Annotated in this window: 21 protein-coding genes; 11 read left to right on the forward strand and 10 right to left on the reverse strand. The window is 72.9% G+C overall.

Annotation, left to right across the window (positions count from 1 at the left end):
- Positions 1 to 59: 59 nt before the first annotated feature.
- Entirely contained in the window at positions 60 to 419 is a 360-nt protein-coding gene (locus ACIP9D_RS08075) for a helix-turn-helix domain-containing protein (protein WP_350867664.1), read from the forward strand.
- Positions 420 to 580: 161 nt separating this feature from the next.
- The gene (locus ACIP9D_RS08080; RefSeq protein ID WP_350867662.1) at positions 581 to 1,489 is read left to right on the forward strand and encodes a trypsin-like serine protease; all 909 of its coding nucleotides are present in this window, start codon (positions 581 to 583) and stop codon (positions 1,487 to 1,489) included.
- Positions 1,490 to 1,538: 49 nt separating this feature from the next.
- Here ACIP9D_RS08080 and ACIP9D_RS08085 read toward each other — a convergent pair whose 3' ends face one another.
- Both ACIP9D_RS08085 and ACIP9D_RS08090 read right to left on the reverse strand, forming a co-directional pair.
- A complete protein-coding gene (locus ACIP9D_RS08085; protein WP_350867660.1) occupies positions 1,539 to 2,141 on the reverse strand; it encodes an ATP-dependent Clp protease proteolytic subunit in 603 nt (200 codons plus the stop codon).
- Between the two features lie 134 nt (positions 2,142 to 2,275).
- On the reverse strand, positions 2,276 to 2,773 hold the full coding sequence (locus tag ACIP9D_RS08090) for a helix-turn-helix transcriptional regulator (RefSeq protein WP_350867658.1): 498 nt from the start codon (positions 2,771 to 2,773) through the stop codon (positions 2,276 to 2,278).
- A 256-nt stretch (positions 2,774 to 3,029) separates the two neighbouring features.
- On the opposite strand from ACIP9D_RS08090, the gene ACIP9D_RS08095 reads away from it, so the two are divergent.
- On the forward strand, positions 3,030 to 4,043 hold the full coding sequence (locus tag ACIP9D_RS08095; protein WP_350867656.1) for a potassium channel family protein: 1,014 nt from the start codon (positions 3,030 to 3,032) through the stop codon (positions 4,041 to 4,043).
- Positions 4,044 to 4,086: 43 nt separating this feature from the next.
- Here the strand turns inward: ACIP9D_RS08095 and ACIP9D_RS08100 are convergent, their stop codons facing one another.
- On the reverse strand, positions 4,087 to 4,575 hold the full coding sequence (locus tag ACIP9D_RS08100; protein WP_350867654.1) for a MarR family winged helix-turn-helix transcriptional regulator: 489 nt from the start codon (positions 4,573 to 4,575) through the stop codon (positions 4,087 to 4,089).
- Between the two features lie 85 nt (positions 4,576 to 4,660).
- On the opposite strand from ACIP9D_RS08100, the gene ACIP9D_RS08105 reads away from it, so the two are divergent.
- The gene (locus tag ACIP9D_RS08105) at positions 4,661 to 5,308 is read left to right on the forward strand and encodes an NAD(P)H-dependent oxidoreductase (protein WP_350867652.1); all 648 of its coding nucleotides are present in this window, start codon (positions 4,661 to 4,663) and stop codon (positions 5,306 to 5,308) included.
- A 79-nt stretch (positions 5,309 to 5,387) separates the two neighbouring features.
- Here the strand turns inward: ACIP9D_RS08105 and ACIP9D_RS08110 are convergent, their stop codons facing one another.
- From ACIP9D_RS08110 to ACIP9D_RS08120, 3 genes are all read right to left on the reverse strand, one after another.
- Complete coding sequence (locus tag ACIP9D_RS08110) at positions 5,388 to 6,422, reverse strand: 2-oxoacid:ferredoxin oxidoreductase subunit beta (RefSeq protein WP_350867650.1); 1,035 nt, start codon at positions 6,420 to 6,422, stop codon at positions 5,388 to 5,390.
- Positions 6,415 to 8,262 (reverse strand): 2-oxoacid:acceptor oxidoreductase subunit alpha, encoded by a 1,848-nt coding sequence (locus ACIP9D_RS08115; protein WP_350867648.1) that lies wholly within the window; start codon positions 8,260 to 8,262, stop codon positions 6,415 to 6,417. Before ACIP9D_RS08115 ends, ACIP9D_RS08110 begins: the two co-directional genes overlap by 8 nt.
- A 316-nt stretch (positions 8,263 to 8,578) precedes the next feature.
- Complete coding sequence (locus tag ACIP9D_RS08120; protein ID WP_350867647.1) at positions 8,579 to 10,012, reverse strand: hypothetical protein; 1,434 nt, start codon at positions 10,010 to 10,012, stop codon at positions 8,579 to 8,581.
- A 129-nt stretch (positions 10,013 to 10,141) separates the two neighbouring features.
- Between ACIP9D_RS08120 and ndhC the strand changes: the two genes are divergently transcribed.
- On the forward strand, positions 10,142 to 10,519 hold the full coding sequence (gene ndhC, locus ACIP9D_RS08125) for an NADH-quinone oxidoreductase subunit A (protein ID WP_350867645.1): 378 nt from the start codon (positions 10,142 to 10,144) through the stop codon (positions 10,517 to 10,519).
- A 105-nt stretch (positions 10,520 to 10,624) separates the two neighbouring features.
- Here the strand turns inward: ndhC and folP are convergent, their stop codons facing one another.
- Complete coding sequence (folP, locus tag ACIP9D_RS08130) at positions 10,625 to 11,494, reverse strand: dihydropteroate synthase (RefSeq protein WP_350867643.1); 870 nt, start codon at positions 11,492 to 11,494, stop codon at positions 10,625 to 10,627.
- Between the two features lie 149 nt (positions 11,495 to 11,643).
- On the opposite strand from folP, the gene ACIP9D_RS08135 reads away from it, so the two are divergent.
- On the forward strand, positions 11,644 to 12,189 hold the full coding sequence (locus ACIP9D_RS08135) for a DivIVA domain-containing protein (RefSeq protein WP_350867641.1): 546 nt from the start codon (positions 11,644 to 11,646) through the stop codon (positions 12,187 to 12,189).
- Positions 12,186 to 12,683 (forward strand): SRPBCC family protein, encoded by a 498-nt coding sequence (locus tag ACIP9D_RS08140; RefSeq protein ID WP_350867639.1) that lies wholly within the window; start codon positions 12,186 to 12,188, stop codon positions 12,681 to 12,683. Before ACIP9D_RS08135 ends, ACIP9D_RS08140 begins: the two co-directional genes overlap by 4 nt.
- A 29-nt stretch (positions 12,684 to 12,712) precedes the next feature.
- Here ACIP9D_RS08140 and ACIP9D_RS08145 read toward each other — a convergent pair whose 3' ends face one another.
- On the reverse strand, positions 12,713 to 13,612 hold the full coding sequence (locus tag ACIP9D_RS08145; protein WP_350867638.1) for a sterol desaturase family protein: 900 nt from the start codon (positions 13,610 to 13,612) through the stop codon (positions 12,713 to 12,715).
- Between the two features lie 143 nt (positions 13,613 to 13,755).
- Between ACIP9D_RS08145 and ACIP9D_RS08150 the strand changes: the two genes are divergently transcribed.
- Together ACIP9D_RS08150 and ACIP9D_RS08155 are read left to right on the forward strand one after the other, a co-directional pair.
- Entirely contained in the window at positions 13,756 to 14,337 is a 582-nt protein-coding gene (locus tag ACIP9D_RS08150) for a DNA-3-methyladenine glycosylase I (protein WP_350867636.1), read from the forward strand.
- A 13-nt stretch (positions 14,338 to 14,350) separates the two neighbouring features.
- Positions 14,351 to 14,971 (forward strand): hypothetical protein, encoded by a 621-nt coding sequence (locus ACIP9D_RS08155; RefSeq protein WP_350867634.1) that lies wholly within the window; start codon positions 14,351 to 14,353, stop codon positions 14,969 to 14,971.
- Between the two features lie 30 nt (positions 14,972 to 15,001).
- Here ACIP9D_RS08155 and ACIP9D_RS08160 read toward each other — a convergent pair whose 3' ends face one another.
- Positions 15,002 to 15,793, reverse strand: coding sequence for an enoyl-CoA hydratase-related protein (locus ACIP9D_RS08160; RefSeq protein WP_350867632.1), 792 nt, complete (start codon positions 15,791 to 15,793; stop codon positions 15,002 to 15,004).
- Positions 15,794 to 15,797: 4 nt separating this feature from the next.
- Positions 15,798 to 16,616, reverse strand: a complete 819-nt coding sequence (locus tag ACIP9D_RS08165; protein ID WP_350867631.1) for a PaaX family transcriptional regulator C-terminal domain-containing protein — start codon at positions 16,614 to 16,616, stop codon at positions 15,798 to 15,800.
- A 190-nt stretch (positions 16,617 to 16,806) separates the two neighbouring features.
- Here ACIP9D_RS08165 and ACIP9D_RS08170 point away from each other — a divergent pair, with 190 nt between their 5' ends.
- Complete coding sequence (locus ACIP9D_RS08170; RefSeq protein WP_007455245.1) at positions 16,807 to 16,974, forward strand: DUF3117 domain-containing protein; 168 nt, start codon at positions 16,807 to 16,809, stop codon at positions 16,972 to 16,974.
- 149 nt (positions 16,975 to 17,123) lie between these two features.
- On the forward strand, positions 17,124 to 18,596 hold the full coding sequence (locus ACIP9D_RS08175) for a leucyl aminopeptidase family protein (protein WP_350867629.1): 1,473 nt from the start codon (positions 17,124 to 17,126) through the stop codon (positions 18,594 to 18,596).
- Positions 18,597 to 18,621 lie beyond the last annotated feature (25 nt).

The following is an 18,621-nucleotide window of genomic DNA, read 5'->3' on the forward strand; positions in this document are numbered from 1 at the left end:
ACTTCCCGTTGGAGAGTAGGCACCTTGAAGTGCGTAACTCGCCATGGGAGAGTAAGCGGGTGGAACCGGACCTCTACGACCGCAAGTGCGGCAGTCGGCAGGTGCTCGACCGGATCGGCGACCGGTGGAGCGTCCTGGTGGTGCTCGTCCTCGCCGACGGCACCAAGCGCTACGGCGACCTGGCCAAGCGCATCGACGGGGTGAGCCAGAAGATGCTCACCCAGACGTTGCGCGCGTTGGAGCGCGACGGGCTGGTCACCCGGGAGGTGCACGCCTCCGTGCCGCCCCGGGTCGACTACGCCCTCACCGACCTGGGGCGCAGCCTGCTCGACCTGCTCTCCGGGCTCCAGGCGTGGGCCACCACCCACCTCGGCGAGGTCGAGGCGGCCCGGGTCCGCTACGACGCCCGCACCGTGTAACGAGAATTGGCGCGAAGACGCTGCGCCGCGAGCGCAGGCGCGCGATTCCCGACGCTAATAGGCTCCGCCGTATCGAGAATCGCCACATCGTGGCAATCCCACGGCCGGGTGTCGGACGCGAGTGAGGGGGCGTGTCCGCCCTCCCCGGTCGGTGCTCACCGATGTCTCGCGAACCAGCGGAGGATCCTTTGCGCCGTACCGCACTGCTCGCCACACTGACCACCGCGGCCCTTGCCGCAGCCATCGCGGCCGCCACACCGGCGTCGGCGATCAACACCTACAACGCCCAGCCCGCGCCGGAGCGCACCGAGGTCGGCGCCCTGCTGGTCCAGTGGGACCGCGACGCCGACCCGGCCACGCCCGACGTCGTCGACTGGTACTGCTCGGGCACCATGATCGACCGCGATGTCTTCCTGACCGCGGCGCACTGCACCACCGACTGGGCGCCCGGCGCCCGGTTCTACGTCTCGCTCGAGCAGGACGTCGAGGGTGCGCTCGCCGAGGCCAGGGCGGCCGGACTCAGCCCGGAGCAGGTCGCCGCGACGGTCGGGGTCGAGGGTACCGAGCACAACAGCCCCGACTATCCGGGCAACTCCGCCGATGCGCACGACATCGCGGTGGTCACCTTCGACACCGCGCAGGCGGCCGAGCTGGACCGGCGGTACGACTTCACCCCGGCCACCCTGCCCACCGCCGGGCAGCTCGACGCGCTCGGTAGCCGCACGCTCGAGGCGGCCCGCTGGGAGGTCATGGGCTACGGCACCGCGGAGGCCCAGCGCGAGCCGGGTGGGCACGTCCACCCCGGCGGCGGCGTGCGGATGAAGGCCGAGCTCGGCTTCAACTCGCTCAACAAGACCTGGGTCCGCCTGGCGATGAACGAGAGCCGGGGCTACGGCGGCGCCTGCTACGGCGACTCCGGCGGCCCGAACTTCGTCACCATCGACGGGCAGCGGATCCTCGCCGCCACCACCATCACCGGTGACGGCCCCTGCTACGCCACCAACGTGGTCTACCGGCTGGACGCGCCGACCGCGCGTGACTTCCTGGCCGACTTCGTCGACCTGCCCTGACCGGGGTGCGACGGCGGCCGGCGGGACCATCGCCGGCCGCCGTCGCGGCTCAGCCCACCGGCAACTGCTCGGACTGGCTGATCACCTGATCGATCAACCCGTACTCCCGAGCCTGCTCGGCGGTGAACCAGCGGTCCCGGTCCCAGTCGCGCTGGATCTCCGCCAACGTCCGCCCGCTGTGCTGGGCGATCAACTCCTGCATGGTCCGCTTCACGTGCAGCATGTTCTCGGCCTGAATGGTGATGTCCGCGGCCGTGCCGCCCATCCCGCCCGACGGCTGATGCATCATGATCCGCGAATGCGGCAGCGAGTATCGCTTGCCGGCCGCGCCCGCGCAGAGCAGGAACTGTCCCATCGAGCCGGCGAAGCCGAGCGCCAGGGTCGCCACGTCGTTGCGGACGTAGCGCATGGTGTCGTAGACCGCCATGCCCGCGGTCACCGAGCCACCCGGCGAGTTGATGTAGAGGAAGATGTCCCGCTCGGGATCCTCGGCGGCGAGCAGCAGGATCTGCGCGCAGATCTGATTCGCCGAGGCGTCGGTCACCTCGGTGCCGAGGAAGACGATCCGCTCCTTCAGCAGCCGCTCGAACACCTGGTCACCGAAGGACGGCTGCCCGCCGTCCAGCATCCGCACGCCGCCGTAGCCGATCATCACGTCCGCCTTCCACGTGCCGGCGGGCGACGGAACCGCCCGGGAAACCGGCATCTCCCAGCGTGCGCGCGGTGGTGGCGGAGACCCAGCGATTCTGCCGGCGGCGAATCTGCCGCCGGCAGAACCGGCCCGGCCTAGACGGCGGCGAGCCGCCGCCGGCCCGACCGGCGGGCCTGCCCGCAGCGGAGCAGGTCGGCGGTACGCGGACCGGGGCGCCCGGCCGGCGCCGGCCCGAACCCGCCGACGCGCAGCGTGGGACCACCGGCCCGAGGGCCGCGGTGCAGCATCGCCCCGGGGGTACGCGGACCGAGCCGGACGGTCGGCCCCTGCTCGCCTCGGGCGGTCGGGACGCGCTCCAGCTGGGCCAGCCCGACGCGGGGCGTGGCGGGGATCCGCGGCTCGACCTGACGCAGGTCGTCCCGGGCCTCCTCGAGCAGTTCGGAGAGGTGGATGCCGAGCGCCCGGCAGATCGCCGCGAGCACCTCGGAGGAGGCCTCCTTGCGACCGCGCTCGACCTCGGACAGGTAGGGCACGGAGACCCCGGCGACCTCGGCCACCTCGCGCAGCGTGCGGCCCTGGCGCAGCCGCAGCCGACGCAGCACCCCACCGATCACCCGTCGCAGCAACGACATGCCGGCCTCACTCTCACGGTCGTCGTCCCGGGGACACCCCCATCATGCCCGCTGTCACCGGTCCGGGCCGCCCCGGAGCGCTGACCGGGCCGCCTTGGACCGCGGCGGGTCGGGTCCGGAACGCCGCGGGGCCGGCGCTCGTCGACGGCCCTCCGGTCGGCGGGCTGGTTGCCCGGGTCGCGACCCGGGCGTGCGGATCGCGGCGTACCCGCTATGTTGTGGGCGTGCAGGCGACGGCGGCGGAGCAGGTTCGACGGTGATCCATTTTCCCGCGCAGCGTCGGGGTCCGCTCAGCGCGCTCAGCCTGCGGCTGGCGGCCGCGCTCGGCCTGGTCTTCGCCACCGTGGCGGTGGTCTATCTCGACCGGGGCGGCTACCGCGACGTCAACGAGGACGGCATCACCCTGCTCGACTGCTTCTACTACACGGTGGTGACCCTCTCGACCACCGGCTACGGGGACATCACCCCGTTCAGCCCGAGCGCCCGGTTGATCAACGTCCTGTTCATCACGCCCGCCCGGGTGCTCTTCCTGATCATCCTGGTCGGCACCACCCTGGAAGTCCTGACCGAGCAGTACCGGACCGGCCGTCGGTTGACCCGGTGGAGGAAAACCGTGAAGGACCACGTCATCATCTGCGGCTACGGCACCAAGGGCCGCAGCGCGGTCTCCGCCCTGCTGGAGAACGGGCTCGACAAGTCGCGGATCATCGTCGTCGAGCGCAACGGCGCGGCGCTGCGGCAGGCCACCTCGGCCGGGCTGGTCGCGATCGAGGGCTCGGCCACCCGTTCGGCGACGCTGAACGAGGCGCACGTCCGCACGGCCAAGGCCGTGATCATCGCGACCGACAGCGACGACGCGTCGGTCCTGGTGGCGTTGACCGTACGGCAGCTCACCGCGGGCCAGGTGCGGATCATCGCGGCCGCGCGGGAGGCCGAGAACGCCCCGCTGCTCAAGCAGAGCGGTGCGCACCACGTGATCGTCTCCTCGGCCACCGCCGGCCGCCTGCTGGGACTCTCCACCTCCGCCCCACCGCTGATCGACGTCGTCGAGGATCTGCTCACCCCCGGGCAGGGGATGGCGCTGGCTATGCGGTCGGCCGAGCGCGACGAGGTGGGCCGTTCGCCCCGCGAGCTGGACTCGCTGGTCATCGCCCTGGTGCGCCGGGGCAAGGTGGTCACCCTGGCCGACCGGGCCGGCGCGGTCATCGAGACCGGGGACATGCTGGTGCACGTCCGGGACGACCGGCCGCGGTCGGCGGCCACCGTCTGATCGCCCGATCCGGCCCGCCCTCAGGGGCCGCCGGCGCGACCGCTCAGCAGACCGCGTCCCCGTTCGGGTCGAGCGCGGTTACTTCGGCGCAGGTCACTTCTTTCCCGCTGATCGCCCGGCGGAGCAGGTCGTAGAGGGTCTCGCGCTCGGCCGGCTCCAGCGCGCCGAGGACGTCGTCCTCGGCGACGGCGAGGGCGCACTCGGCTTCGCGGAGGCGTTTCGCGCCGGCCTCGGTGAGGCTCACCACGTGCCGGCGGCGGTCCTCGAGTGAGCGCCGCCGCTCGACCAGGCCCGTGGCTTCCAGGTCGTTGAGCAGCCCGACGACGTTCGTGCTGTCGATCTGCAGGGAGCTGGCGAGCCCCTGCTGGCTGATGCCGGCGGCGTCCCGCAGCACGGTGAGCGCGACCAGGTGCCGGGGTCGCAGGCCCAGCGGTGCCAGCACCGATTCCGACCTGAGCCGCATCCGCCGGGCCAGGTAGTCGAGCAGCGCGCCGGAGCGGCGTTCCGACTGCTCAACCGGCCCCACAGACATGTGACTCAGTTTACCCCCTGCCGCAGAACGTCGGTCTGCTATAAATAGTTGGTGTCACACAAACGATCTGTGGAGGGCTAGTTAGATGCCACACCTGTTGCACATCGACTCGAGCATCCGGGGCGAGCACTCGGTCAGCCGACAGCTCACCGCTCGCGCCGCTGCCGTCTGGCGTGCCGCCCACCCGGACGGCACCGTGACCTACCGGGACCTCGGCAAGCAGCCGCTGCCGCACCTGGACGAGGCCGGCGGCCTGGCCCGGATGGTGCCGCCCGACCAGCACACCCCGGAGCAGCGCGCCTCCTGGCAGCTGACCGAGCACCTGGTCGACGAGGTCAAGCGGGCCGACACCGTGCTGCTGGGCCTGCCGCTCTACAACTACGGCGCACCGAGCAGCGTGAAGACGTGGGTCGACCACCTGATCGCACCGGGCATCGCGTACGACCCGGCGACCGGTTCCGGCCTGCTCGGCGACCGCGAGTTCATCGTGTTGGCCAGCCGGGGCGGCGGCTACAGCGCGGGCACCCCGCGCGAGGGCTGGGACCACGCCGAGCCGTGGCTCCCGCACGGCATCTCCCAGACCGGGCTGGCGCCGCGCTTCATCGCCGCCGAGCTGACCCTCGCCCCGGTCGTCCCGGCGATGGCCGAGCTGGTCGGCCTGCACGAGGAGAGCCTCGCGGCGGCCGAGCGGGCCATCGACGAGCTCTGGACGTCGGCCCCGGCCGCGGTCTGACCGACGCCGCTTCCTCGGTACGACGAGAGGGGGCCGTTCCCCGACGGGAACGGCCCCCTCTGCTGTCGACGGGTGCGGGTCACATGATGGTCCAGGTGTCCCCGCTGCCCAGCAGGGCGGAGAGCTGCTGCTCGGGGGTCTCGGTGACCTCTGCCCGGGCGGCGGCGAGCTGGTCCTGCACGGTGCTGTCGTAGGACGGCCGGTCGACCGAGCGGAACACGCCGATCGGGGTGTTGCGCAGGTCGAGACCGGGCAGCCGGGAGAGCGCGAACGCGTACGCCGGGTCGCTGACCGTCGCGTCGTGCACGACGATCTCGTCGGGGCTGGTGTTCGCCGTCTCGCGGACCTCCAGGCCGAACCCGCCGGGCGGGTGGACGACGCAGAACTGGCCGTCCTTGCCGAAGGTGATCGGCTGCCCGTGCTCCAGCCGGATCAGGAAGTCGTCCCGGGTGCCCGGATCCTTCAGCTGGTCGAAGGCGCCGTCGTTGAAGATGTTGCAGTTCTGGTAGATCTCCACGAACGCCGAGCCCTGGTGCTCGGCGGCGGCCCGGAGCACCGACTGGAGGTGCTTGCGGTCGGAGTCGATGGTGCGCCCCACGAAGGTCGCCTCGGCGCCGAGCGCCAGCGAGAGCGGGTTGAAGGGCGAGTCGGCCGAGCCGACCGGCGTCGACTTGGTGATCTTGCCGAGCTCCGAGGTGGGGGAGTACTGCCCCTTGGTCAGCCCGTAGATCCGGTTGTTGAAGAGCAGGATCTTGAGGTTGACGTTGCGGCGCAGCGCGTGGATCAGGTGGTTGCCGCCGATCGAGAGGGCGTCACCGTCACCGGTGACCACCCAGACCGAGAGGTCCGGCCGGGTGACCGAGAGGCCGGTGGCGATCGCCGGGGCCCGGCCGTGAATCGAGTGCATCCCGTAGGTGTTCATGTAGTACGGGAAGCGCGACGAGCAGCCGATCCCGGAGACGAAGACCGTCCGCTCGCGGGGGATGTTCAGCTCCGGCATGAACTGCTGGATGGCGGCCAGGATCGCGTAGTCACCGCAGCCGGGGCACCAGCGCACCTCCTGGTCGGACTTGAAGTCCTTGGCGGTGAGCTTGAGGGCGACGGGCTCAGACATTCTTCAGGACCTCTTCCAGCATCGTCTCCAGCTCGGCGGCCGTGAACGGCAGGCCGCGGACCTGGTTGTAGCCGATCGCGTCGACCAGGTACTTCGCCCGGATCACGTGGGCGAGCTGGCCGAGGTTCATCTCGGGGATGACCACGCGGTCGTAGGAGCTCAGCACCGTGCCGAGGTTCGCCGGCATCGGGGCGAGGTGCCGCAGGTGCGCCTGGGCGATGGAGAGCCCACGCTGGCGCAGACCGCGGCAGGCGGCGCCGATCGGCCCGTACGTCGAGCCCCAGCCGAGCACCAGCACCCGGGCGTCGCCGTCCGGGTCCTCGACCTCGACGTCCGGCACCGGGATGGTCTCGATCCGGGCCGCCCGGGTACGCACCATGAAGTCGTGGTTCGCCGGGTCGTACGAGATGTCGCCGGTCTTGTCGGCCTTCTCCAGACCGCCGATCCGGTGCTCCAGCCCCGCGGTGCCCGGGATGGCCCACGGTCGGGCCAGGGTCTCCGGGTCGCGCAGGTAGGGCAGGAAGGTAGTGCCGTCCTCGCCGTTGGGCGCGGTGGCGAACTCGACCCGCAGGTCGGGCAGGGACTCCACGTCGGGCAGCAGCCACGGCTCGGAGCCGTTGGCGACGTAGTTGTCCGACAGCAGGATCACCGGGGTGCGGTAGGTGAGCGCGATCCGGGCGGCCTCCAGCGCAGCGTGGAAGCAGTCGGACGGCGACTTCGGGGCGATCACCGCCACCGGGGCCTCGCCGTGCCGGCCGTAGAGCGCCATGTTGAGGTCGGCCTGCTCGGTCTTGGTCGGCATGCCCGTGGACGGCCCGGCCCGCTGCACGTCGACGATGACCAGCGGCAGCTCCAGCGCCACCGCCAGGGAGATCGTCTCGCTCTTCAGCGCCACGCCCGGGCCGCTGGTGGTGGTGACGCCGAGCGACCCGCCGTAGGCGGCGCCCAGCGCCGCGCCGACCGCGGCGATCTCGTCCTCGGCCTGCATGGTGAGCACGCCCAACTTCTTGTGCTTGCTCAGCTCGTGCAGGATGTCCGAGGCCGGCGTGATCGGGTAGGCGCCGAGGAACACCGGCAGCCCGGAGCGGACCCCGGCGGCGACCAGGCCGAGCGAGAGCGCCGCGTTGCCGGTGATGTTGCGGTAGGTGCCGGGCTGCATCTTCGCCGGCTTGACCTCGTAGCGGACCGCGAAGTCCTCGGTGGTCTCGCCGAAGTTCCAGCCGGCCCGGAAGGCGGCGATGTTCGCGGCGACCAGCTCCGGCCGGGCGGCGAACTTGCGCTCCAGGAACCGGAGGGTCGACTCGTAGGGCCGGGAGTACATCCAGGAGAGCAAGCCGAGCGCGAACATGTTCTTGGCCCGCTCGGCGTCCTTCTTGGACACCTCCTGCGCGGCGAGGGCACCGATCGTCATCGAGGTCAGCGCGACCGGGTGCACGACGTAGCCGGCGAGCGAGTCGTCGTCGAGCGGGCTGACCTGGTAGCCCACCTTGGCCAGGTTGCGCTTGGTGAACTCGTCGGTGTTGACGATGATGTCCGCGCCCCGGGGCAGGTCGGCCAGGTTGGCCTTGAGCGCGGCCGGGTTCATCGCCACCAGCACGTTCGGCGCGTCACCGGGGGTGAGGATGTCGTAGTCGGCGAAGTGCACCTGGAAGCTGGAGACGCCGGGCAGCGTCCCGGCGGGGGCGCGGATCTCGGCGGGGAAGTTGGGCAGTGTCGAGATGTCGTTGCCGAGCTGGGCCGTCTCCGAGGTGAATCGGTCGCCGGTCAGTTGCATGCCGTCGCCGGAGTCGCCGGCGAACCGGATGACCACCCGGTCGAGTTGACGGATCTGCTTGGTCACGCCTGCACCTCGCTTCGCTGCGCGCGGTTGCGCGGGCGGCTCGACATGATGGTGACCCCGCCTTGCCCGGCCACGTGACCTCCTTGACGCACCGCTGCACCGCGCCGGCCGTGACTGGCCCGGCCCGCTGTGGTTTCTCCCCTGAGAGCCTACGTCGGATCGACCCGTCACCTTCCCAGGAGGTTCGCCGACTGGGACCGAATCGGGGGGTGAAATTCACCTTTTAGTGGTGATTGGCCCCTCGCGCCGTAATCGAGATCACCGTCCGCCGATGCTCCGGCCCGGAATGTGCCCGCCGATCCGGGGGCTCCGCCGCTCACTCCTGGGTAGCGGGCGACCGCCCCGGGTCGGTCACCGGCTCGGCGAGCCGGCGGCGCAGCGACGTGGTGGCCAGCCAGAGCGCCAGCACGACCAGCAGCGTCGAGACCACGATGAGGATGACCGCGGTGCGCTGCACCGAGCTGGCCCCGTCGCCGCCCGTGCCGGCGTCGCCGGCGCCCAGCACGCCCTGTGAACCGGTCGGCGCGGGCGCCGCGGCCACCGGGGTGGCCAGCGCCGCCGCCGCGGTGATCCGGAAGCTCATCTGCACCTGCCGGGTCCGGCCGCTGCGGGGGTCGAGCTGGCCGACCACCGCACCCGAGAGCGGGGCATCCCGCTGTGCGTCCGGTGTCGCCTCGACCGGGAGCCGCAGCTCGGCGTGCCCTCCGGCGGGTATCGCGCCGACGTCGCAGCGGGTCCGGGTCGGGTCGACCGCGACGCAGCCCGCCGGCGGCGCCGGCACGGTGACCCCGGCCGGGAGGACCACGTCGACCCGCCCGGTGGCGTCGACCTTGCCGGTGTTGCCGAGCCGCACGCCGAGCTCGCTCGCCGCCCCGCTGATGTCGAAGGCCACCTCATCGGCGTGCAGCGCGATGCCCGGCACCGGCGGGCCCGGCGGGAACAGCACCGCGAACCCCTCGTTGTCGCTCACCGCGCCGGTCACCCCGGGGGCGCTGGCGGTGACCGCCACCGAGCCGCTCAGCGGCATCCGTCGCCAGGCGGTGCCGGAGATCCGGACCCGGACCAGGGTGCTGAACCGGGCTCCTGCCGCAGCCGTCCACTCACCGCAGCGGTACGAGCCACCGCCGCTGGCCGCGCAGCCCTCGGTGCCGGCGTCGGTCAGCCCGGCGGGCAGCGTGTAGGAGAGTCGGATCCGCTCGGCGGTGCTGCCGGTGTTGGTCACCGTCACCCGAAGGGTGGTGTTCGTGCTGGCCGCGTTCCAGTAGCCGCTGCTCAGGGTGATGTCGCCGGTGGTGATCCGGATCCCGAGCGGGTGCTGGGCCGGTGCGCCGCCGGGCGCCGGCGGTCGGACCGGTGGGACCGGCGGCACCGGCGGCACCGGTGGGCGGCTGGACGTGCCGGCGCCCGGCGTCGGCCCGGTAGCCGGCCCCGACGTCTCCGGGGCGCCGGTGGTCGGCGCCGGTTCGGTGGTCGCCGGCGGCGTCGTCTCGGCGGGCGGCTCGATGGTCGGCGGCGGCGTGGTCGGGTCCGGGGCTGTCTCGGTCGGCTCCGCCGTCGGGGTCTCGTCGCCCGGCTCCTCCGCCGGATCGGTGGCGGACGCGACCGGGCTGGCCTCCGGGACGGCCGCGGTGGCCCAGCCCGGCACGACAGCGATCGCGGTCAGCAGGCCGAGCGTGAGCGACATCGCCAGCAGGGGCGCGCTACGCCGGCCACGCGCCCGTCGCCCGGGGGGTACGTCCACGCTGGCCATCTGTCCTCCGGTCCGACGGGTCAGGGTCCAATATTCGGTAACGCTTGCCCCGCGGCACTAGTCCCAGCCGGAAACAAATCCGTAACGTGTTCGGTACGTGCCCGCGGAGCGGACGGTAGGCTGCCGACCGTGACCGGTTACCTGGGCTCGTACGCGACGCTCGGGCTCTTGCTGCTCGCCAGCGTCCTCTTCTTCGTTACGGCGTTCTCGGCCAACCGGATGTTACGTCCTGACCGTCCGGCTGATCCACCCGGCAAACGGACCAGCTATGAGTGCGGGCTGGACCCGGTCGGCGGCGACTGGGCGCAGATGCAGATCCGCTACTACGTCTACGCCTACCTCTACGTGCTCTTCGCGGTCGAGGCGGTGTTCCTGTTCCCCTGGGCGGTGGTCTTCGACCGGCCCGGGTTCGGCCTGGTCACGGTCGTCGAGATGGCGATCTTCGTGGCGGTGCTGGCGCTGGGCATCCTGTACGCCTGGCGTAGGAACATCCTGCGCTGGACCTGACCGCCCCGGCCATCGGCGATCGTCTCGGCCCGGCCGCCCGTTCGCGCCGCCCCGGCCGGTCGGTCATGTCCGGCCCACGCCTGATCGGCGGGCGGCCGACGCGGATCAGGCGAGGCCGCGCCGGGTGGCCGCCGGCGGGCGGTCACCCCGGATCGTGGCCACCATGTCGAGCACGCGGCGGGTGGGGCCGACCTGGTGGGCGCGGAACACCCGGGCGCCCAGCCAGGCGGAGACCGCGGTCGCCGCGAGCGTCCCCTCCAGCCGCTCGGCGACCGGCAGGTCCAGCGTCTCGCCGATGAAGTCCTTGTTGGAGAGCGCCACCAGCAGCGGCCAGCCGGTGGCGGTGAGTTCGTCCAGCCGCCGGGTGATCTCCAGAGAGTGACGGGTGTTCTTGCCGAAGTCGTGCGCCGGGTCGATCAGGATGCCGTCCCGGCGTACGCCCAGGGCGACCGCGCGCTCGGCGAGACCGGTGACCGTAGCGACCACGTCGGCCACCACGTCGTCGAAGGCCGCCCGGTGCGGCCGGGTGCGTGGGGCCAGACCGCCGGCGTGCGAGCAGACCAGGCCGGCCCCGGTCTTCGCGGCGACCCCGGCCAGCGCGGGATCGGCACCCGACCAGGTGTCGTTCAGCAGGTCGGCCCCGGCGGCCACCGCCTCCACCGCGACCTCCGCCCGCCAGGTGTCGATGGAGATCACCACGTCCGGGAAGGCGGCCCGGACCGCGGCGATCGTGTCGACCGTGCGCCGGATCTCCTCGGCGACGTCGACGTCGTCACCCGGGCCGGCCTTGACCCCGCCGATGTCGATGATCTCGGCGCCGTCGGCGACGGCCCGCTCCACGGCCCGCAGCGCGCTGTCGGCGGCGAAGGTGGCGCCCCGGTCGAAGAACGAGTCCGGCGTGCGGTTGACGATCGCCATCACCACCAGCTCGCCGGAGGCGAAGGTCCGCCCACCGAGCCGAAGCTCCCCGGCCATCGCGCCTCCCTGAGATCAACCTGGTCGGCCGCCGCACCGTCGGCCGGTCCCGACGCTAGCCGGTCGATCCGCGTCCCACCCGTGCGGTACACCCGCCCGGCGTGGGTGGCGGGCTCGCTCCGGCCCGGTCGACATGCCACGATCTGTGCATGGGTCAGCTTCTGCTCATGGTGGTCGTGGCGTTGACCGTCGCGGCGGTGGTGTTCGGGGTGACGGTGCTGGTCACCGGTCGGGATCCGGGGCTGATGCCGGCCGAGCCGGACGGCCGGGCCGTGCCGCTGCCGGGCAACCGTCCGCTGCGGGAGTCGGACGTGGGTGAGGCGCGGTTCGACACCGCGCTTCGTGGGTACCGGATGATCCAGGTCGATCAGGCGATGCGCCGGGCCGCCTACGACATCGGCTACAAGTCGGAGCTGATCGGCGTGCTGGAAGCGGAGGTGGCCGCGTTGCGCGAGGGACGGACGGCGGACGCCGACGCGCTGCGCCGGGCGCGCGAGCAGGCAGCGGGCGTCGGGGCGGCCAACGGAGTGGTCTCCGTGCCGGGTGCGACCCCTGCCCCGGCGGCCGACGGGCCGGCGGTCGGGCCGGTCACCGTGACGGCGGCGGAGCACGACCCGAATGCCCAGGCGAACGACACGGAGGCGAAGCGCGGGGCGGGGCGGCCCGGCCCGGCGGTGCCGTCGGAGTCGGCGTGACCGACCCGGACGGCGGGGACGGCCTGCGCGAGGCGGCCCAGCCGGGCGCCGGCGAGGTGACCGCCACGGTGATCGTCGACGCTCCGGCGGAACGGGTCTTCGCCGCGCTGATCGCCTGGGAGCGCCAGTCGGACTGGATCCCGTTCACCCGGGTGCGGGTGGTGGAGGGCGACGGTCGCGAGGGCAGCCTGGTGGAGGCGGTGACCGCGCTGGGGCCGGCCGAGGTGCGCGACGAGATGCGGGTGGTCCGGGTCGACGAGCCCTACGAGATCGGGGTGGTGCACTGCGGCCGGCTGCTGCGCGGCCCGGGCGTGCTGCGCTGCACTCCGCTGGCGCGCGACCGCACCCAGGTGGTGTGGCACGAGTGGTTCCACCTGCCGGGTGGGCCGGCCGGCCGGGTTGCCTGGCCGGTGGTCTGGCCCGGCTCCAAGTACGGCCTGACCCGGGCGTTGCGGAAGTTCGGCCGCCTGGTCGAGCTGGGCCTGCTGCCCTGACCGTTTCCGGGGCCGAGGCGGGTTGCGGCCTACGGTGTTGCTCCGCCGCCGGCCGGTGCCGGTTGCGGCGCGCCGGTGGCCGGCCGGGATGTCTCGGCGGTGGCGGGTTGCCAGCCGGGTGACCGGAACAGGTGCCCGGCCCGGCTGCGCCAACTGGCCGCGGCCCGCAGGTCACGGGCGATCGACACGTACTCGTGGAAGGCCACCCGCACCGGGTTGTGGGTGCCGATGTTCTTGGTCAGGCCGTAGACGCAGCGCTCCCGCTCCGGGGCGAACGTGCCGAAGAGCCGGTCCCAGACGATCAGGATGCCGCCGAAGTTGCGGTCCAGGTAGCTGCCCTGCGAGGCGTGGTGCACCCGGTGGTGCGACGGGGTGTTGAACACCGCCTCGTACCAGCGCGGCAGCTTGTCGATCCGTTCGGTGTGGATCCAGAACTGGTAGAGCAGGTTGACCGAGCCGCAGAAGGCGACCACGGCCGGGTGCACCCCGGCCAGGATCATCGGGATGTAGAAGACCCAGCTGGTCAGGCCGGTCCACGGCTGGCGCAGCGCGGTGGAGAGGTTGAACCGCTGCGACGAGTGGTGCACCACGTGCGAGGCCCAGAGGATCCGGATCACGTGATGGCCGCGGTGCGACCAGTAGTAGCAGAAGTCCTGGGCCAGCAGGATCAGCGGCCAGCTCCACCACACCTCGGCGATCCGCAGCGGGGTGAGCGCGTAGAGCAGCGCGTACGCGGCGGCGATCGGGATCTTCCAGAGCAGGTCGGTGAAGACGCTGCCCAGCCCCATCGTCAGGCTGGTGGCGGTGTCGGCGCCGCCGTAGCCGATCTCGTCGTCGTCGCGGTGCAGCAGGTAGGAGATCCGTTCCAGCACGACCAGCAGCAGGAACGCCGGGATCGACCAGGCGATGACGTCCGGGAACTCCTTCATGGGTCGCCTCCCGTGCTCGGTGCCCTCGGTGCGGCCGCACCCACGGGCGGTGGCCGCACCCCTACCGGTCGGTAACCTGCACGATAGGCAGCCGTGCGCCCGCTGGCAATGGGGTGTCGGAGGTTTGCCCTAGCGTGTAGGCCGTGACTGACCTGGTGATCGGCGCCGACGGGCTGCCGCGCTGCGCCTGGGGGTCGAGCACCCCTGACTACGCCGTCTACCACGACACCGAGTGGGGGCAGCCGCTGCACGGCGACGACGCGCTCTACGAGCGGATGACGCTGGAGGCGTTCCAGTCCGGCCTGTCCTGGCTGACCATCCTGCGCAAGCGTCCGGCGTTCCGGCTGGCCTTCGACGAGTTCCGGATCCCGACCGTCGCCGGCTACGGCGAGGCCGAGATCAACCGGCTGCTCGCCGACGCCGGCATCGTGCGCAACCGGGCCAAGATCGAGGCCGCGATCGCGAACGCCCGGGCCGCCGCCGAGCTGCCCGAGGGGCTCTCCGCGCTGCTCTGGTCGTTCGCGCCGGCGCCCCGGCCGGCCCGCCCGGCGTCGTTCGCCGAGCTGTCGGCGATCACGCCGGAGTCCACCGCGATGGCCAAGGCGCTCAAGAAGCGCGGCTTCCGGTTCGTGGGCCCGACCACGGGCTACGCGCTGATGCAGGCCACCGGGATGGTCGACGACCACCTCGCCGGCTGTCACGTCAAGCCCACCGGGACGGCGTGATGAGATTGGCTGCATGACGACCGACACCGCGCACCGGGCGGACGGGCCGGGCCGGGCCGCGAGCACCGGTGCCTGGGCCGTGCTGCTGCCCGCCGCCCGCTACGACGCCGAGCGGCTCGTGCACCACGACACCCTCGAGCTGACCGGCCTGGACGAGATCGGCCGGCCCCGCCCCGGCGACGAGGTCGCGGTGCTGGCCGACGAGCCGCTCCGGCTGGTGGCGCTGGGCCGGGTCGCCGCACCGACCGGCGCGCGGGCCGAAGACCCGGACGACCCGCAGTCCGACCGGGAGGCGGCGCTGGTGGTGACGTACACCCGGCGGGCCTTCGACGAGCCAGTGCCGGCCGAGCGACTCGCGCTCGACGGGCCGGTCACCGCCCTCGACCCGGCGGCCTACCGGGCGCTCGCCGACCGGCTCGGTCCGCCGCCGGCGCGACGCACCTGGCTGGTCAGCCTCGACCTGCCGATCGAGGCCGACACCCCGGCCGAGGCGGTCCGGCTGTTCTGGTCCTACGTGCAGGAGCTCGGCCCGCGCGAGCTGCCCGCCTTCGTCTCGCCGGCCGGCGACGAGCTGGCCATGCAGGCGTTCGTGCTCGGCGCGGAGGCTAACCAGGATCCGGAGGAGGACGACTGACCGAGCCGCCCGCTCGGTGCGGGCGGCGGCTCAGCGCCCCTCGAAGACCGGCTTCTGCTTGCCGACGAAGGCGAGGGTGGCCGCCCGGTGATCGGTCGTGGCGCCGCAGATCGTCTGTGCCTGGGCCTCGGCGGCCAGGGCGTCGGCCAGGGTGCCGGCGTCGGCGATGGAGAGCTGCCGCTTGATCGCCCCGTACGCGACGGTGGGGCCGGCGGCGAGCCGGGCGGCCAGCTCCTGCGCGGCCGGCAGCACCTGCTCGTCGTCGTCCACCAGGCGGTTCAGCAGCCCGAGCCGACAGGCCTCCTCGGCACGGACCGGCTCGGCGAGCATCAGCAGCTCCACCGCCTTGGCGTGGCCGACCAGCCGGGGCAGCGTCCACGAGGCGCCGGTGTCGGCGGCGAGCCCGACCTTGGCGAACGCCATCAGGAAGTTGGTGGTCGGGCCGCCGATCCGGATGTCGGCCAGGAAGGCCAGCGAGGCGCCGGCGCCGGCGGCCATCCCGCGCACCGCGGCCACCACCGGCTTCGGCAGGTTGGCCAGCCGGGCGGCGATCGGGTTGTAGTGCGCCCGGACGGTGGCGAGCGGGTCGCCGCTGGTGGACTCCAGGGTCGCCACGTGCTCGCGCAGATCCTGCCCGGCGCTGAACGACCCGCCCGCCCCGGCGAGCACCACGGCCCGGCAGGTCCGGTCGGTCTCCAGCTCGGCCAGGGTGTCCCGGAGCGCCTCCTTGAGCGCCACGTCGAGCGCGTTCATCGCCTTCGGGCGGTTCAGCGTCAGCGTGACGACGGCGTCGGTCCGGTCGACGAGCAGCGGTTCGGTCACGTGTCTAACGACCCTTCTGTCGGACGATGCGGTTGCCGGCGTCGAGACACTGCTCGACGTACCGGTCGGCGGCCGGCCGCAGCCGGGCCGCGTGCCGGTCGAAGAAGCTCGCCGCGGCGGTGCCGGGCCAGCGCTCCGGGAGCAGCGCCGGGGGTAGCTGCGGGTCCCGGAACAGGAAGGTACGCCACGCGTGCACCAGCCGGAACCGGGCGGCGTACGCCTCCTCGTCCCCGCTGCGCACCGTCACCCCGGAGAGCAGCGGGCGTTGCTCGGCGACGAACCGCTCGTAGGCCCGGCCGATCTCGGCCAGGTCCCAGGCGCGGCGGACCACTCCCATCGCGCCCGGCGTGCCGGCGGCGTGCGCCGCGGTGAACCGCTCGTAGCGCACGCCCGCCTCGCTGAGCAGCAGGTCCACGTCCTCACCCGGCCGGGTCGCCACCCAGTTGCACTCGTCGAGCGTGCCGTAGCCGAGGAAGGTGAGGTTCGCGGCGAGCCGCTGGCGTTCCCGCCGCGAGGTCGGCGCCTCCAGCACGAGCAGATCGAAGCGGCCGTCCCAGCCGACCCGGCCGGTCCGGTAGATCCGGGCGGCCGCCTCGTCGAGTCGCCGGGCGGCTTTCGGTGTGATCGAATACCCCGGTCCGGACGCCAGCCGGAGCGGGTCGAGCCACCCCTGGCGGACCATCCGGGAGACCGCGGTCCGCACGGCGGGCGGGGCGATACCGAGCGGCGCCAACAGCTTGACCAGGGCGGCGACCGGCGCCCGGCCACCCCTCGGTCTGAGGTAGTCGCCGTACAGGTCGAAGAGTGCCGACCGTGCCTGCATGACCGCACATTGTGACAGGCCTTCTCAAGATAAGCTAGATGCTGTTACATCAATGCTGCTTCGGTTTGGGTCCGGCGGTGTTCATCAGGGAAAATCGTTGGTCGACGCCCCGCGGCGGTTGCGGGTGGGTCGTGAAGAAGTGGCTGTGGGGCAACCCACCGACCCTGGTGTAGGTCTGAGGGGAGACAACATGGCGGCGATGAAGCCGCGGACGGGCGACGGTCCGCTGGAAGTCACCAAGGAGGGGCGGGGCATCGTCATGCGGGTCCCGCTGGAGGGCGGTGGCCGGCTCGTCGTCGAGATGACTCCGGACGAGGCCAACGCGCTCGGTGACGCGCTGAAGGCGGCCGCCGGCTGATCGAGGAGCGGCCTGGGCGGCAGCTGCCGCCCGGACGGTTCGTCATACCCTGAGCCACCGGCCCGGCCGGTGGCTCAGGGCTTACCGGCGCGGAGCGCCGTGGGGGCGATCCCCGCTCCGCGATCCCTTTCCTGGAGGTACGGTCCCGCGTGCTCGCCATCCGTCTGGTCGCCGAGCCTCACCGGCTCGACACCCTCGTCCTGCCCCTTCGACCGGCCGGGACGGAGGCGGGCGGCGACGCCCCGACCGCGCCGGTCCCGACCGCGGTGACGCTGCCCGACGGCGTCGCCGACGAGGCCGCCGCACTGGCCCCCGCCGCCCGGCTCACCGGCCGGGCCGGTGAGGTCCGGACCCAGTTCCGCCCGGGGCGGACCCCCGGCGTGCTGGTCCTGATGGGCATCGGCGACGGCGACGAGGGCGATTGGCGGCGGGCCGGCGCCGCGCTGGCCCGCGCCACCACCGATGAGACGCACATCACCATCGCGCTGCCATCCGACGCGTCCCCGGCCGCGGTCCGAGGGCTCTACGAGGGGCTGCTGCTGGCCTCCTACCGCTTCCGGCTGACCGACGCCGGCGACGCGCCCGCGCTCGCCGCAGTCGACCTGCTGGTCGGCGACCCGGACGCCTACCTCGCGGTGGTCGAGACGGCCCGGACCACCGCCCGGATGACCCGGCTGGCCCGCGATCTGACCAACACGCCCTCGTCGGTGAAGAACCCGGAGTGGTTCGCCGGGCAGGTCGCCGAGGTGGCCGGCGGGACGCCGGACCTGCACCTGCGGGTACGCGAACCGGCCGAGCTGGCGGCCGAGGGCTTCGGCGGCATCCTCGCCGTCGGCGGCGGCTCGGCCAGCGGGCCGCGGCTGGTCGAACTGGACTGGCACCCCGCCGGCGCGAGCACCCACGTGGTTCTGGTCGGCAAGGGCATCACCTTCGACACCGGCGGCATCTCGATCAAGCCGGTGCCGGCGATGAAGCTGATGCGCAAGGACATGGGCGGCGCCGCCGCGGTGATCGCCGCCACCCTCGGCGCTGCCGCGCTGCGGCTGCCCGTCCGGATCACCGCACTCGCCCCGCTGGCCGAGAACATGGTCAGCGGCTCGGCGTTCCGCCCCGGCGACGTCATCCGGCACTACGGCGGGATGACCAGCGAGTCCACCAACTCCGACGCCGAGGGACGGCTGGTGCTCGCCGACGCGCTCGCCTACGCCGCGGCGCAGCTCAAGCCGGACCTGCTGGTCGACCTGGCCACGCTGACCGGCGCGAACGCCGTGGCGCTGGGCAAGCGCACCGGCGCCCTCTACAGCGAGAACGACCAACTCGCCGCCGACCTGCTGGCGGCCGGCGAGGCGGCCGGCGAGTCGGCCTGGCGGATGCCGCTACCGGCGGACTACGTCGAGTTCCTGGGCAGCGAGGTGGCCGACCTGTACAGCGCGCCGGAGCCGGCCAAGTCGGTCACCTCCGCCCTCTTCCTGCGCGAGTTCACCGGCGACCTGCGCGACCGTTGGCTGCACGTGGACATGTCCGCGCCGTCCTGGGCGGACGCCGACGACGCGGAGCTGACCCGGGGCGCGACCGGCTGGGGCGTACGGTTCCTGATGCGCTGGCTGGCCACCCTGAGCTGACCGCCCGACGGTGAGCGATCCCGGC

This window comes from Micromonospora sp. NPDC093243, assembly GCF_044753725.1.
Classification (GTDB): Bacteria; Actinomycetota; Actinomycetes; order Mycobacteriales; family Micromonosporaceae; genus Micromonospora.

What these genes read in the sequence shown, in the direction of transcription:
- ACIP9D_RS08080 (WP_350867662.1), top strand. Translation starts at nt 581, where the DNA reads ATGTCTCGCGAACCAGCGGAGGATCCTTTGCGCCGTACCGCACTGCTC.
- ACIP9D_RS08085 (WP_350867660.1), bottom strand. Translation starts at nt 2,141, where the DNA reads ATGATCGGCTACGGCGGCGTGCGGATGCTGGACGGCGGGCAGCCGTCC.
- ACIP9D_RS08090 (WP_350867658.1), bottom strand. Translation starts at nt 2,773, where the DNA reads ATGTCGTTGCTGCGACGGGTGATCGGTGGGGTGCTGCGTCGGCTGCGG.
- ACIP9D_RS08100 (WP_350867654.1), bottom strand. Translation starts at nt 4,575, where the DNA reads ATGTCTGTGGGGCCGGTTGAGCAGTCGGAACGCCGCTCCGGCGCGCTG.
- ACIP9D_RS08105 (WP_350867652.1), top strand. Translation starts at nt 4,661, where the DNA reads ATGCCACACCTGTTGCACATCGACTCGAGCATCCGGGGCGAGCACTCG.
- ACIP9D_RS08110 (WP_350867650.1), bottom strand. Translation starts at nt 6,422, where the DNA reads ATGTCTGAGCCCGTCGCCCTCAAGCTCACCGCCAAGGACTTCAAGTCC.
- ACIP9D_RS08120 (WP_350867647.1), bottom strand. Translation starts at nt 10,012, where the DNA reads ATGGCCAGCGTGGACGTACCCCCCGGGCGACGGGCGCGTGGCCGGCGT.
- folP (WP_350867643.1), bottom strand. Translation starts at nt 11,494, where the DNA reads ATGGCCGGGGAGCTTCGGCTCGGTGGGCGGACCTTCGCCTCCGGCGAG.
- ACIP9D_RS08135 (WP_350867641.1), top strand. Translation starts at nt 11,644, where the DNA reads ATGGGTCAGCTTCTGCTCATGGTGGTCGTGGCGTTGACCGTCGCGGCG.
- ACIP9D_RS08145 (WP_350867638.1), bottom strand. Translation starts at nt 13,612, where the DNA reads ATGAAGGAGTTCCCGGACGTCATCGCCTGGTCGATCCCGGCGTTCCTG.
- ACIP9D_RS08155 (WP_350867634.1), top strand. Translation starts at nt 14,351, where the DNA reads ATGACGACCGACACCGCGCACCGGGCGGACGGGCCGGGCCGGGCCGCG.
- ACIP9D_RS08165 (WP_350867631.1), bottom strand. Translation starts at nt 16,616, where the DNA reads ATGCAGGCACGGTCGGCACTCTTCGACCTGTACGGCGACTACCTCAGA.
- ACIP9D_RS08170 (WP_007455245.1), top strand. Translation starts at nt 16,807, where the DNA reads ATGGCGGCGATGAAGCCGCGGACGGGCGACGGTCCGCTGGAAGTCACC.